Source organism: Streptosporangium saharense, assembly GCF_014203715.1.
GTDB lineage: Bacteria > Actinomycetota > Actinomycetes > Streptosporangiales > Streptosporangiaceae > Streptosporangium > Streptosporangium saharense.
The window spans coordinates 111578-124752 of record NZ_JACHJP010000009.1 but is presented as its reverse complement, the minus strand read 5'-3'; the positions used below and the strand labels follow the sequence as shown (position 1 = coordinate 124752).

At 71.3% G+C, this 13175-nt stretch carries 13 protein-coding genes; 4 read left to right on the top strand and 9 right to left on the bottom strand.

What is annotated here, in order from left to right; translation table 11 throughout:
• Positions 1-108 precede the first annotated feature (108 nt).
• From FHS44_RS31300 to FHS44_RS31280, 5 genes are all read right to left on the bottom strand, one after another.
• Positions 109-1578 (bottom strand): PepSY-associated TM helix domain-containing protein, encoded by a 1470-nt coding sequence (locus FHS44_RS31300; RefSeq protein WP_184721268.1) that lies wholly within the window; start codon positions 1576-1578, stop codon positions 109-111.
• 216 nt (positions 1579-1794) lie between these two features.
• A complete protein-coding gene (locus FHS44_RS31295) occupies positions 1795-3063 on the bottom strand; it encodes a Dyp-type peroxidase (RefSeq protein ID WP_184721266.1) in 1269 nt (422 codons plus the stop codon).
• Entirely contained in the window at positions 3063-3647 is a 585-nt protein-coding gene (locus tag FHS44_RS31290; RefSeq protein ID WP_184721264.1) for a copper chaperone PCu(A)C, read from the bottom strand. The genes FHS44_RS31295 and FHS44_RS31290 overlap by 1 nt, the downstream gene beginning before the upstream one ends.
• Before the next feature lie 166 nt (positions 3648-3813).
• Complete coding sequence (locus FHS44_RS31285; RefSeq protein WP_184721262.1) at positions 3814-4401, bottom strand: MFS transporter; 588 nt, start codon at positions 4399-4401, stop codon at positions 3814-3816.
• A gap of 253 nt (positions 4402-4654) precedes the next feature.
• Complete coding sequence (locus FHS44_RS31280) at positions 4655-4801, bottom strand: hypothetical protein (RefSeq protein ID WP_184721260.1); 147 nt, start codon at positions 4799-4801, stop codon at positions 4655-4657.
• A gap of 636 nt (positions 4802-5437) precedes the next feature.
• Here FHS44_RS31280 and FHS44_RS31275 point away from each other — a divergent pair.
• The 3 genes from FHS44_RS31275 to FHS44_RS31265 all read left to right on the top strand — a co-directional run bounded on the left by FHS44_RS31275 (position 5438) and on the right by FHS44_RS31265 (position 8173).
• Entirely contained in the window at positions 5438-6274 is an 837-nt protein-coding gene (locus FHS44_RS31275) for a DUF2382 domain-containing protein (protein WP_184721258.1), read from the top strand.
• Positions 6275-6735: 461 nt separating this feature from the next.
• Complete coding sequence (locus FHS44_RS31270; RefSeq protein WP_184721256.1) at positions 6736-7728, top strand: NAD(P)/FAD-dependent oxidoreductase; 993 nt, start codon at positions 6736-6738, stop codon at positions 7726-7728.
• An 88-nt stretch (positions 7729-7816) separates the two neighbouring features.
• A complete protein-coding gene (locus FHS44_RS31265; protein ID WP_184721254.1) occupies positions 7817-8173 on the top strand; it encodes a ferredoxin family protein in 357 nt (118 codons plus the stop codon).
• A 296-nt stretch (positions 8174-8469) separates the two neighbouring features.
• Here FHS44_RS31265 and FHS44_RS31260 read toward each other — a convergent pair whose 3' ends face one another.
• Complete coding sequence (locus tag FHS44_RS31260) at positions 8470-8865, bottom strand: RidA family protein (RefSeq protein WP_184721630.1); 396 nt, start codon at positions 8863-8865, stop codon at positions 8470-8472.
• Positions 8866-8964: 99 nt separating this feature from the next.
• Here FHS44_RS31260 and FHS44_RS31255 point away from each other — a divergent pair, with 99 nt between their 5' ends.
• Positions 8965-9948: a helix-turn-helix transcriptional regulator gene (locus FHS44_RS31255; RefSeq protein ID WP_184721252.1), complete on the top strand. Its 984-nt coding sequence runs from the start codon at positions 8965-8967 to the stop codon at positions 9946-9948.
• A 24-nt stretch (positions 9949-9972) separates the two neighbouring features.
• Here FHS44_RS31255 and FHS44_RS31250 read toward each other — a convergent pair whose 3' ends face one another.
• From FHS44_RS31250 to FHS44_RS31240, 3 genes are all read right to left on the bottom strand, one after another.
• Positions 9973-11019 (bottom strand): LuxR C-terminal-related transcriptional regulator, encoded by a 1047-nt coding sequence (locus tag FHS44_RS31250; protein WP_184721251.1) that lies wholly within the window; start codon positions 11017-11019, stop codon positions 9973-9975.
• Between the two features lie 417 nt (positions 11020-11436).
• On the bottom strand, positions 11437-11940 hold the full coding sequence (locus tag FHS44_RS31245) for a flavin reductase family protein (RefSeq protein ID WP_184721249.1): 504 nt from the start codon (positions 11938-11940) through the stop codon (positions 11437-11439).
• A complete protein-coding gene (locus tag FHS44_RS31240) occupies positions 11937-13148 on the bottom strand; it encodes an acyl-CoA dehydrogenase family protein (protein ID WP_184721247.1) in 1212 nt (403 codons plus the stop codon). Before FHS44_RS31240 ends, FHS44_RS31245 begins: the two co-directional genes overlap by 4 nt.
• Between the last annotated feature and the right edge of the window lie 27 nt (positions 13149-13175).

The window sequence follows — 13175 nt, the reverse complement described above, 5'->3', positions numbered from 1 at the left end:
TGGAGGCGGATACGAGTCCACCATGACCCGGATCTGACATCGCCGGTTTCCCTCCCGCCCGTCTCGAAGCGTTCCGAGACGGGCGGGAAGGTCATTCCGTCAACCGGCTCAGCCCACCAGGGCGTTCAGCCTCGGGATGCGGCGGATCACCAGCCAGTCGAGAAGCAGCACCGCGACCATGGTGATCCCGGCCAGCGGGAACAGCACGCCCAGGACGGCCATCACCGCCAGCACCCCGTAGGCGGTACGCCGGTCGGTGCTCCTGGCCGGTGCGGCGAGGCGACCGCGTGGGCGGCGCTTCCACCACATCCACGCCCCGGAGACGACCAGAGTGATCATCGCCAGGCAGGCGCCCAGCATGACCAGCATGTTCACCGTGCCGTAGCGGCGCCCCTCGTGCAGCGCGATGCCCTGTTCCACGGCCTTGGCCAGCACGCCGTACTCCTCCCAGCCGTAGTCGACCAGGACCTTGCCGCTGTACTGGTCGACCAGCACGGTGCGGCCCAGCGCCGGGTCCTCGGCGTCGGTGGCGACCACGGTGTAGACACCTTTGGGCCCCGCAGGCGGCAGCACACTCAGCTCGCACCCGGGTGGGGCGCAGCCGCCCGCCTCCGGAGTGGCGGCGGCCAGTGCCCGCTCCGCGGTGATCGATCCCGGGTACGGCCAGCCGCCTGCGGCCGTACCGCCGCCATGACCCTCGTGCCCGCTGGCGGGCACCGGCAGTTGCTCGGCGGCCCACGGCACCGCGGCGTCGGGGTTGGCGGTCAGGTCCTTCGCGGGGACCGACTCGCGGGCGAACGTCGCGGAGTCGGGCATGGTGGATCCGACCGAGGCCTGGAACTTCGAGAGGTTGTCGCCCCAGAAGCCGGACCAGGGCAGTCCGGACAGCACCAGGAACACCAGGACCACCCCGGCCACGATCCCGGTCACCGCGTGGATCCGGCGCAGTCGCCCTCTCCTGAGCGGGCGCCATGCCGAGCGGGGCAGCCGACGCCGGGCGGGACCGCGCCACCACAGGTACACACCGGTGGCGACCAGGATCAGTGACCAGCAGGCGGCGGTCTCCACGACCCTGTCTCCGGCGACACCGGCCATCAGTTCGCCGTGGATGGTGCGTACGACCCGCATGAACGTGGCCGAGTCGTCGATCTGGCCGAGCACCTCGCCCGTGCCCGGATGGACGTACACCGAGATCCCCGGCGCCCAGGGGTTGGACGGGTCGCCACCGGCCAGGATGACCCGGGTGGTGCGGTCGGGCGCCTGCGCGGGAATGACGCTGTCCAGCTTCGCGCCGGGGCGGGCGGCCAGGGCCGCCTGGATCTGGCCGCTCAGCGGCAGCGCGGAGGCGACGGGAGCGGGCAGGGCGCGCACGTCGGCGTAGCGCCAGTTCTCGAACGGCGTCTTGAACAGGTAGATCGCGCCGGTGATCGCCATCACCAGCAGAACGGGGGCGGTGAGGAGACCGGCGTAGAAGTGCCAGCGCCACACGACGCGGTAGCGCCAGGAGGAGCCGGGCACGGATCGCTGCGGGGCGACGAGAACCGGGGAGGGGGCCGAAGGCGGAATCGTTGAGGTCATGGGAATGACTCCGTTTCACACGGTATGGGGGGTGCGCGGCACGGCGAGGAGATCACCGCGCGGCGGTGCGCGAGCATGGTTTCGACACGGGCGGCGCCGAGCCGCCCGTCGGCGAACAAGAACCGGCCCGGCCGGAGGCCCCCGGACGAAGGGCCTCCAGCCGCGGCGCAGGTTCCTACGGAGCGGACGCGCCCGGGTCCGCATCGCCGTACGGACTCACGTCAGCAGGCCCTCTCCGATCCAGCCGCCGGGATCACAGCCCGGGGGGATGGCGAACACGGCCGAACCGATCGGGATGGTCCACGTGTTCAGCAGGTCGGCCTCGGCCAACCGTTTCTGCACCGGCAGGAACTGGCGGGTGATGTCGGCCTGGTAGGAGGCGAAGACCAGCCCGCTGTCGGCGTGTCCACCGGAGGTCAGGGCCTCGTCGTAGTTGTAGACCCGGCGGAAGATCCGCAGGGTGGGATCGGCGGTGTGCGCCCGGCGGATGTGGGCGTACTCGGAGATGACCGGGAATCCCAACGCGTTCAGCTTGGTGAGATCGGGTTCGTCGTGCTCGCGGGTTCCTGTCAGGGGGGCGCCGGTGTCCAGGCGGCGGCCGACGGTGAACTCCTTGGCGACCCGGTCGGCGGCGTCCCAGGTCTCCATCTCGGCCCGGATACGCCGCAGTACCAGGGTGGTGCCGCCGTGCAGCCACTCCGGCCCTTCGCCCACCCACACCGCGCGGTCGAAGTCGGGGGTGCCGGGGACGGGATTGACGGTGCCGTCCAACTGCCCCATGACGTTGCGCTGCGTCTGCCCTGGGGCGTGCACTCCGGCCGCGCGCCGGAACCCGTGCTGTGTCCAGCGCACCCGGGCGAAGGCACGGGCGTCTTTGACGATCATGCGTAGCGCGTGCGCGACGGTCAGCGGGTCGTCCGCGCAGATCTGCACCAGCAGATCGCCTTCGCTCCACCGCTCCCGCAGCCTGTCGACGGAGAAGCCGGGTAGCTGCTCGATCTGCCGTGGGCGCCGGTCCGCCACACCCGCCGCGGTGAACAGGCCGGGGCCGAAACCGAAGGTGACGGTCAGCCGGGCGGGCAGCACCGCCAGCTCCGGCTCGGTGTCGGCCAGAGCCGGACGGCCTTCGGTCAGCCTGCGGGCGTCGTCGGTCAGCAGGCGCATCATCCTGCCAACCGCCTCCCGGTCGACACCTTTGCGCAGGTCCAACCCGACGAAGACGGCATGCGCCTGAGGGATGGTGGCGACCCCGGCCTGGTGCGGCCCGTGGAACGGCTCGGTCGCGGTCCCGTGCGGCGTGGCCGGGGTGGCGGCGTGCGCGGGCGCGGTGGTGGGCGGCGCGGTCGCGGTGGTGGCGTGCGCGGGCGCGGTGGTGGCGTGCGCTGGCGCGGAAGCCGCCAGGGCGCGTACGGCCAGCGCGCCCGTCGCCGCGGCACCGGCGGACAGCAGGCCACGCCGGGTGAGCCTGGGGGCGGGTACGGACATCAGCCCTTGTCCTTGTCGCCCGAGCCGCCCATGTCCATACCGCCCTCGTCACCGCCCTGGTAGTCCTCCTTGCCACCGGCGAACTCCTTGCCGATCGCGGTGAACTCCAGGGTGCCGCCGTCGGCGAGGGTGAGGGTGAACGGGATCTCCGCACCCGGCTCCACCTTCCCGGTGACGTCCATCAGCATGATGTGGTCACCGCCGGGAGCGAGCTCGTGGGTGCCCCGGGCCGGGATCACGAAGCCCCCCTTCTTGGGGCGCATGACCATCTTTCCGCCGGACTCGACGACCTCGTGCAGTTCGATCTTCGGCGACAGCGGGGAGGCGCCGGACACCACGGTCACCTCGGTGCCGGTGTTGTTGACCAGGGTGCCGAAGGCCGCAGTCATGCCCTCGCCGGTGGTCTTGACCCAGGGGTCGGTGATCGCCAGCGCGGACACAGGAGACGCGGTCGGCGCGACGGCGTTTGACGGAGGGGTCGAGGGCGCGGCGGAGGTGGTGCCCTCGGCGGCGCAGCCGCTCACCAGCACGGCCGTCAGGACCAGGGCGGGAAGGGCACGGGAACGCGAAGAAGAGCAGAACACGGTGAGAAAAGACCTCTCAAGGCATGCCTCGGCAGCCGGAAACCCCGGTCGTGCCGACGGCGGATTCACGCAGGATCACTTGACGGGGCCGCGGACATCGCGGCCACCACCGCCCGGGCCAACGAACCCGGACATGAAGATCTCCTCCGGCACCGCCGCGGGGCGGTCAGCCGGAAAGGAGAGGAACCTGCGTGTACGGCGGGCCACGCCGGGGCACGGCGGAGGCCAGCAGCGCCGAACGCAACCGGCCCGGCTCCGGCGCGACCACGACGACGACCGGCTCGCAGATCGGCCGCAGGTAGGCCACCAGTACGAGACGCAGCCGCACCGCCAACCGGCGCAGCAGCCCCCACAGCGCGGCCTCGCCGCGTGCCAGCCACAGCGCGGTCAACCCGGCCGCCCAGGCGTGCGCGACCAGCATGCCCATGCTCGGAGCCAGCCCCGACATGTGCATGTGGCCCACGGCGTCATGAACCGCAGGAGTGTGCCCGAGAGAGAACAGCACGTGCAGCACCGCCTGCACTCCCCCCAGCAACGGGAGGATCACGGCCAGCGGACGCTCACGCCCCGAAGCCGCCACCGCGGCACCGAACGCCAGCGACAGACCGCCCGCCGCCATCGGCGCCGAGACCATCCCGCCACCCAGCCGGTGCGCCAGCACGCTCAACACCGAACACACCACGGCGAACACCGCGGCACGGGCGAGACGAAACGGCAGGGAGGCGGCCATGATGCGGCCATCATCCCATCTCATCCCGTCAGTCCGGAATGGGGTATCGGTCCGACCTCGTCGGTGCTGTCCCCGGTGGCGTGAGCAAGCGCGCCGTACCCGCGACCGGTGGGCCAGCCCGGGAAGGGCGGCGATCGGCCGAACGGTCCCGCGGCACTCCGAGAAAAGGCTCTCTCGTCCATGCCACCGAGTGGCGATTCATCGTGGACGAAGAGCACCTGCCCGGCGTAGCCCGCCGTGCCCTCCGGCACGCTGGCGAGGAGGGGCTCGCCTCGTCTCACGACGCGCGGTGAGCCCCTCTCGCCCCGGACACCGCGCCGGTCCGTCTCGGTGTGTCGCCGATCGGCGTGTCGGGCCCGTCGTGGACGGGAGCGAAGTCCAGACCGTACGGCTCGGCCAGGGCGGCGGAGGCGACAGGCGCCATCAGGAGCGCCTCGTGCCCTCCCGGCGCAGCGTCGGGGCAAGCGCGGTGCGGGGCTGGACGTCTCCGCGTGTGCCGTGGATGAGGGTGAGCACCCTCATTGTGTGACCTCTTCTTTCTCCCCGGGGAAGCGATGGTCGTGTGATCGGCGGCGGGGGCACCGGGACCCGGGATGGTGGTGATCGCCGATCACACTTCACCGTTTTTACAAGGATTTCGGAAATTGGCGAACTTTGCATGATTCAGGAAGTGGTCGTCGCCAACGAAACCGGGGAGATCCCGAGCACGCGACGACACGTGGGCGACACAACCGGGTGCGTCCACGGAGCCCGGCGAGCGCCCGGTACCCGTGCTGACCACGGGTGACCTGCGGCGGATGACGGCCCGGGTTCCAGCAGCACCGAGCTCCGACGAGCGGCCGAGCCCGGCCACGGGAGAGTCCACGATTCGCCGAACCGTCTGGATGCTCACGCGCCACGGCGATTTCGGCACACCCTCTAGATCCATTTTTGGACGCCCCTGGAGCGTAGGCGGGAATCAGGCGGAAGGATCCCCGGAGGCAGGGAAATTCGCCGATCAGGTTTCTTTTCATGGCATTGCGGTACGCGACAGAGAGTCGGACAAAAAGGGAGAAAACGGATGATTACCCAGAATCAGGTCTCGACAGTGATCGACCAGACCGTCTACGACAACCACGGGGACAAGGTCGGCAAGATCAAGCACGTCTACCTCGACGACGAGACCGGCCGCCCCGAGTGGCTGTGCGTGCAGACCGGACTGTTCGGTATGAACGAGACCTTCATTCCGATCCAGGGCGCCGATGTGGTCGGTGACCATGTAGAGGTCGCCTTCGACAAGGACCGCATCAAGGACGCCCCCAACATCGACGTCGAGTCCGGCGGTCACATGTCGGCCCAGGAGGAGCGCGAGCTGTACCGCTACTACGGCATCAACCTGGACGAATCCTGGCAGCGGGCCAACCAACCGGGCGAGACCGGCTGGGCGCACACCGCCGGCCAGAGGGAACGCGAGCGCCTGGGCTCCATGGGCCGGGAGCGGGAAGCCGAACGCGCGGACCTCACCGGCGATGACGCGATGACCCGCTCGGAAGAGCGGCTGACGGCCGGCACCGAGACCCACGAAAGCGGCAGGGCGCGGCTACGGAAGTACGTGGTCACCGAGGAGCAGCAGGTCACCGTACCGGTCACCCACGAGGAGGTGCGCGTCGAGCGCGAGCCGATCACCGACGACAACCGGGAGGCCGCACTGCGTGGCCCGGAGATCACCGAGGCCGAGCACGAGGTGACTCTGCACGAGCAGCGGCCGGTGGTGGAGAAGAACACAGTCCCGGTGGAGCGGGTCCGGATGACCACCGAGGAGGTCACCGGCGAGGAGACCATCACCGAGCAGGTCCGCAAGGAACGCATCGAAGCCGAAGGCGACACCGGCGAGCCCGGCCGCCCCTCTGAACGCTGAGGCTGCCAGGCCTTCCGAGGGGAGGCGGAAGGCGACACGTCCGGAAGCGCCGTCATGACCGACCGGTCACATCCGGCACGTCTCACAGGGCGAGCACGGCCAGGCAGGTGACCGGTGAGTCCTCCTGCCCGGGTGGCGGTGCCACCGGTGCCGCGGGCCGATGACCGTTGAGCGCCGACCTGTCGGCGCGTAAGAACTGTCGGCGCGTAAGAAGGCGCGAAGAAGGCGCGCGAGAGCTAGCGCGTCCGCGCCCGGGTGAGGATCGTGTCCCACCCCGGCGTATGCGTCCCGGGCCGACCCGATCGAGGGTCACCCCCTGCCCCTCCCGCCGGGGGCTCTCGGTAGCGGGCCGGGTGACGAGGAACACTGCGGTCCGGTGAGCGGTCCCCGGCACGGGACCTGAAAGGGACTCCCGGCCTACGGTCTGCGGCGAGAGCGTGTCGACCCCCAGGGAGCCCGTGGTGAGCACCCCAACCCCCGTCCCGGCTGACGTCCTCGTCGTCGGCGCGGGACCGGCGGGACTGTACGGCGCCTACTGCGCCGGGTTCCGCGGCCTGTCAACCGTCGTCGTCGACGCCCTGCCCCAGCCGGGTGGCCAGGTGACGGCGCTGTATCCGGAGAAGGAGATCCGCGACGTCGCCGCCCTCCCATCGGTCAGGGGCAGGGACTTCGTCGCCGCCCTGGTCGAGCAGGCCACGGCCTTCGGTGCGGCCTTCCTCATGGGCAGGCGGGCGACGACGCTCGAACACCGTGACGGCGAGCCGGTCGTGACGCTGGACGACGGGACGGTCGTCAACGCCCGCGCCGTGGTGCTGACCTCCGGCATCGGTACGCCGACTCCGCGCCCGCTGGAGTGCGGTCAGGAGTGGCTCGGCACGGGTCTGTCGTACTTCGTGACCGACCCGGCGGCACACGCCGGTCAGGACGTGGTCGTCGTCGGCGGCGGTGACAGCGCCCTGGACTGGGCGGACGCACTCGGCCCTGTCGCCCGCTCGGTGACCCTCGTGCACCGTGGGGCCGTCTTCCGTGGGCACGCGGCCACCCTCGGGCGGGTCAGGGCCGGGCGGGCGCGGATCCACACCGAGACGCGGGTGGTCGCCTTCGAGGGAGACCTCGCCGGAGGCCGCCTGGCGAAGGTGCGGCTGCGGTCGCGCTCCGGCGAGGAGATGGTCGTCGCGGCCGACCACGTGATCGCCGCGCTCGGCTTCGTCAGCGACCTCGGCCCGCTGCGGGACTGGGGGCTCGCCCTGCTGGGTCGCTCCGTCGCCGTCGACCGGTCGATGCGGACCAGCCTGCCCAGGGTGTACGCCGCGGGCGACCTGGCCGGTTACGAGGGCAAGGTGCGGCTGATGTCCGTCGGCTTCGGCGAGGCGGCGACCGCGGTGAACCACGTGGCCGTCGATCTCGACCCCACCCTGTCCCTGTTCCCCGGCCACTCGACCGACGGCCCCTGATCCTCCGAATCGCCTTCCCCTGTCCTGCTCCGCAGGAGTTTCGTCTCCTCCCCGGCCTGAAGGCCGGGACACCCACGAAGGAATCCCGATGACCTACGTGATCGGCGCCGACTGCATCGACGTTCTCGACCGCTCCTGCGTGGACGTCTGTCCCGTCGACTGCATCTACGTCGGCGAGCGCAAGAGCTACATCAACGCGAGCGCGTGTATCGACTGCGGCGCGTGCGAGGTGGAGTGTCCCGTCTCCGCGATCGTCGCCGACCGCGTCGCCAGGAGGGACGAGACGCTCAACGCCCACCTTGAGGACTCCCGCGCCTTCTTCCTCGACGTACTGCCCGGCCGCGATCTTCCCTTGGGCGATCCGGGAGGCGCGGGGCTGACCGGTGAGATCGGCACCGACACCGCCCTGGTCACCGCGCACCTCCCAAAGCCACCCCAGACCTGAACCGACCCATGTCACCTCCGGCCCGGACAGCCCGAATCATCCCCGCCTGAGCTGCCTGCGCCACCCCCGACCTGAAGAGCTCGTGCCGCCCTGGCCTGAACGGCCCGTGCCCCCGGCTTGACCAGCCCGGACCGGCCCGCCTGAACGGCTCACGCTCCCCTGCTCCAAACGGCCCGTGCCACCACGGCCCATGCCGCCTGCGGCCTGAACGCCTGTGCCTCCAGCCTGAGCGGCCCATGCCCTCGGCCTGAACGGCCCGAAGCCGCCTCCGGCAAAACTGCCGGAGGCGGCAAGAGTCACGCCACGGCGGTTCCCTCAAGTTCGACCAGCAGGTCGGGGATCGCCAGCCGTACCACCCCGAGCATCGTGGTCGACGGGGCCGCTCCGGCCGCGCCCAGGCGTGCCGCCAGCACGCCGTAGTGTTCGAAGAGCCGGTCGACGTCGGTGGTGTAGACGGTGAGCCGGACGAGGTTCGCCAGGGTCATGCCCGCCTCACCGAGTACGGCCTCCAGGTTGTCGAGGCTCAGCGCCACCTGCGCCGCCATGTCACCGGCGTGCTGGGGCTTGCCGTCGCCGTCCATCGCGGTCTGTCCGGAGACGTACAGGGTCCGGGTGTGCCCGGAGACGATCTCACCCTGGTTGTAGCCCAGCTCAACCGACCACGGCCACGGGTTGACCGCGGTTCGCTCCACTGCCACATCTGCTCCATTCGCTGCGGTCTTTCTGTTGCGTTGCCAAGCCTCCCGGCAAATCACGACATCTTGTGTCGTGTATTCCTGTAGCGTTTTCAGGTGCGTGCCGATCGGCTGGTCTCGCTTGTGCTGCTGCTCCGGCGGTACGGCAGGCTGTCCGCGGTCGCGCTGGCCCGCGAGCTTGAGGTGTCCACCCGGACCGTGCTGCGCGACATCGAGGCGCTGTCCGCCGCCGGTGTCCCGGTCTACGCCGAACGCGGCAGGCACGGTGGTTTCGCGTTGCTGCCCGGTTTCCGTACCGAGCTCACCGGGCTGAACCACGACGAGGCCCTCGCCCTGCTGATCGCCGGGTCGCGGCGCGGCGCGCAGGCGTTCGGCCTCGGTTCCGCGCTCGCCTCGGCGATGCTCAAGGTGGTCGACGCGCTCCCCGAGAGCTACCGGGACACCGCTGCGGACGCGGCGGAGCGGCTGCTCGTCGATCCGGAGACCGATCTCCTCTCGCGTCGGCTGGTCGCCGAGGAGGAGGTGCCCGACGCCGTGGTGGCCGAGGTCCGGCGCGCGGTGCTCACCGGGCACAGGCTGCGCATCCACTACGCGGCCTTCGGCCAGGACCCGAGGTGGCGCACGGTCGACCCGGTCGGCCTGGTCACCGCACGCGGCCAGGGCTACCTGCTGGCCACGAGGTCCGGTGAGGACCGCACCTACCGGCTGTCGCGGGTCCGGGCCGCCGAGGAACTGGCCGAACCCGCGCAACGGCCGGACCGGGTCGATCTCGGCCGGGCCTGGCAGGAGCGTGGCACGCGGTTCAGGACCGGTGGCGACCAGGTCACCGTGCTGGTACGGCTGGCCCCGGCGCGGCGGGAAGAACTGGTCGGCACCGCGCTGGCCGTACTCTCCGAGGAGACCGACCAGGACGGCTGGCTGCGCCTTGAGGTGACCTTCCAGGACCGGAGACACGCGCGATGGGCGCTGTGGCAGCTCACCACGGACGCCGAGGCCCTGGCCCCGCAGTGGTTGCGCGACTCCCTGCGCGAGCGCGCCACCGCGATCGCCGCCCGCTACGAGCCTCAGACCGGGAGCTGACAGGCGCCGGGCCGTACGGCGGGCTCAGCGCAGCAGGTGGTCGAGCAGTTCGGCGCGGGTGTGCACGCCGAGCTTCGCGTAGATCGACTTGAGGTGATGCTTGACCGTGTGCGGGCTGATGAACAGTTCGGCCGCGATCTCGCCGTCCCTGCGGCCGGTGAGGGCGCGGGTGGCGATCTCGGCCTCGCGCGGCGTGAGCGAGGCCAGCAGGGAGGGGGCGAGCACGCGGGCGGCCCCGTCGCGTACGGCGATGACCGAGACGATCACGTCCGGCTGGCCGGGCAGCCGCTGCGAGGTGACGGTGAGGTGCGGTCCGGCCTGGCGTGCGCCGTCGGCGTTCCAGGAGACGACCGTCCTGTCGCCGTCGCAGTCGAGCAGCCGCTCGACCTCGGGGCGGGCCTCGCCGAGCCGGTCGAACAGGGCCAGGGCGGGCGCGTTGAGGTGGCGCCGCGCCAACCCCAGGTCGGTCAGCACGACCGGCGCGCCGCACCGGTCGAGCGCCTCGGCGAGCTGGCGGCGCTCGCGTTCGATCGAGGAGCGCTCGCGCACCGCTGAGACGGCGATGCCCAGCACCATGGCCGCCACGTGGGCGGCGTCGCGGTCGGCCTCGGTGAACTCGGGCTGGCCGTCCCGCCTGGCCAGGTTCAGCGTGCCCGCGATCTCGGCGCCGACGACGAGCGGGGCGCACAGCACCCGCGCCATGGCGTGCGGGGCGAACACGTCGTGCACGATGGGCAGCTTCAGCCACTCCTCCCTCGGCATCAACGAGTCGCTGTCGCACACCCGGCGCTCGCTCAGGGCGCGCTGGACGACGGGGTCCCGGTCACGGCCGTGGCGCTCGTAGCTGCGCACGTAGTAGTCGCCGAGTCCCCGGACCCTGCTCGCGGCGGGGCGTCCGGTCACGTGGTCGTGCACGTAGACGCCCGCGGCGAAGGACCCGAACCTGCCCGGCGTCTCGTCGAGGAAGTCGAGGAAGCGGTCCAGCAGCCGTTCGACGGAGGGGGCGGCCACGAGTTCCGCGACCAGCTCGGGCGGCAGCGATCGGACCGGATCGGTGGCGGGACTGCCCATGACGTGCTCCACTCTCGACACGCACGGCCGGGCGGGCCGCCGGAGCGTCCACCATGACCGCTTCCTCCCACCTTCGCGGAGGACGGCCGTGGCCGCCAAGCGACGGGTCCGCTCAGCGGACCCGTCACCCAGCGGCCCATCGCCCAGCGCCCGCCACCCCGCCAGGTAGCCGCGCCGTCACCCGATCGGAGAGCCGGACGACCCTGCCGTCACCCGATCGGAGTTAGGTGCCGGGCCGTCATCCCACCAGGCGACCCGGCCGTCTCCGGTCAAGCCCCGTGCCATCACCTGGCCAGGCGACCCTGCCATCCCGGTCAAGCGCCGTGCCGTCACCCCGCCAGGAAACCCTGCCAGGAGGCCCTGCCAGCGCCAGGACAGGCTGCCGTGGCGTCCCCCTCAGGCGGTCCCGCCGTACCGTCACCCCGCCAGGCGGCCGTGGAGGAAGAGCAGTGGTTCGCGTTCCGGTTCCGAGGCCAGCGAGACCACCCGTCCGATGAGCATCCAGTGCGAGTTGTTGCGCGTCGTCCCCGCGAGGCGGCACTCGAACCGCGCCGTGGTCCCGGTCAGCAGCGGCGCCCCGAGTGCCCCGGGGACGTGGTCGACGTGGTCGAACTTGTCGGAGTCCTTCGAGGCGAACAGCCGGGCCGTGGCCGCCTGCCCCGAGGAGAGCACGTTCACCGCGAACACCCCCGAGCGTTCGATAGCCGTCCAGGTCCGCGAGGTCGCCGCCAGGCAGACGAGCACCTGGGGCGGGTTCAGGGTGAGGGAGGTGAAGGCGTTGACGGTGCTGCCGTACGGCGTGCCGTCCAGGGCCGTGGTGACGACGACCACCCCGGTGGGGAACTGGGCGCACGCCGACCTGAAGGCCTCCGGCGTCGGCTCGGCGGACGGCTCGCACGAGCACGGGGCGGCGCCGGTCATGACGCCGTGCGCAGGGCCGGTGCCTGGCCCGGGTCGAGTCCCATCGAGATCAGGCCCGCCATCTCCGCGCAGGCCAGCGCGTTGGGCGGCATGATCGGGCCGGTCATGGCGTCGCGCAGCATCAGCTCGTAGCCCTTGGACCGCATCAGCGAACTGAGGCCGCCCGCGGTCGTGCCGAGCGTGGAGATCGTGTGGATCGCGGTGCCGACCATCAGCTTCGCCCGCAGGAACGCGGCGCAGGTGTTCAGGCTCGGCCCGCTGTTCTCGTCGGCCTCCCAGGCGGCGTGGTACATCATCAGCCTGGCCGCCTCGACCTGGGCCGCGATGTGTCCCATGGCGGTGCTGACCGTGGGGTGGTAGCCCATCGGCTGGACGTGTCCCTTGGCGGTGCGCGTCCCGAGGGCGCCCTGCAGCCACTCGGCCATTCCCTCGGCGACCCCGAGGTAGCAGCCGGTGTAGCCGCCCCAGGCGATGTGCGCCTGGGCCACGATCCAGTTGCCGAGGAAGTCGCCGAACTCGCACAGCACGAGGTCGTCGGGCACGAACGCGCCGGAGATGCGGACCTGGTTGCTGCGGGTCGAACGCATCCCCAGCGTGTCCCAGTCGTCGGTGACCGTGATCGCGCCGTCCTGGCGGGTCGGCATCAGGAAGCCGACGACGTGGGTCGGGTCGTCGGCCCACTCGGGGTGGGCGAACATGAAGGCGTAGTCGCTGGCCTCCCACAGGGAGGCGAACATCTTGGTGCCGCTGACCTCCAGGCCGCCGGGTACCCGGCGCGCGGAGAGGGTGGGCATGTAGGTCGCGGGCAGCAGGCTCGACGCGGACGGTTCGGACAGCGGCGCGCAGATCAGCGCGCCGTCCCGCACCACCAGGTCGGCCACTCTCTTCTTCACGTCGGCGGGTACGGCGTCGAGCGTGGTGATGATGCGGGTCGCGACGTAGTGCATGTTGAAGCCGAGCGCGGTCGAGGCGTCGCCCTTGGCGAGTGCCTCGATGGTCGCCAGCCACTGGGTCGTCCTGGCCCCGAGGCCGCCGAGGTCGCGCGGGATGGCCACGCCGTACAGGCCGGCGTCGCGCAGTTTGGCGAGGTTCTCGGTTGCGGTGCTGCGGTCGCTGTCGTGCTCCCTGGCGTGGGGGGCGAACTCGGCGGCGAGTCCCGCGCCGAGTTCGGCCAGTCGCGCGCTGTGTTCGTCGAGGTCGAAGCGCATGGTGGTGCCTGTCTTCCTGGTCGATCT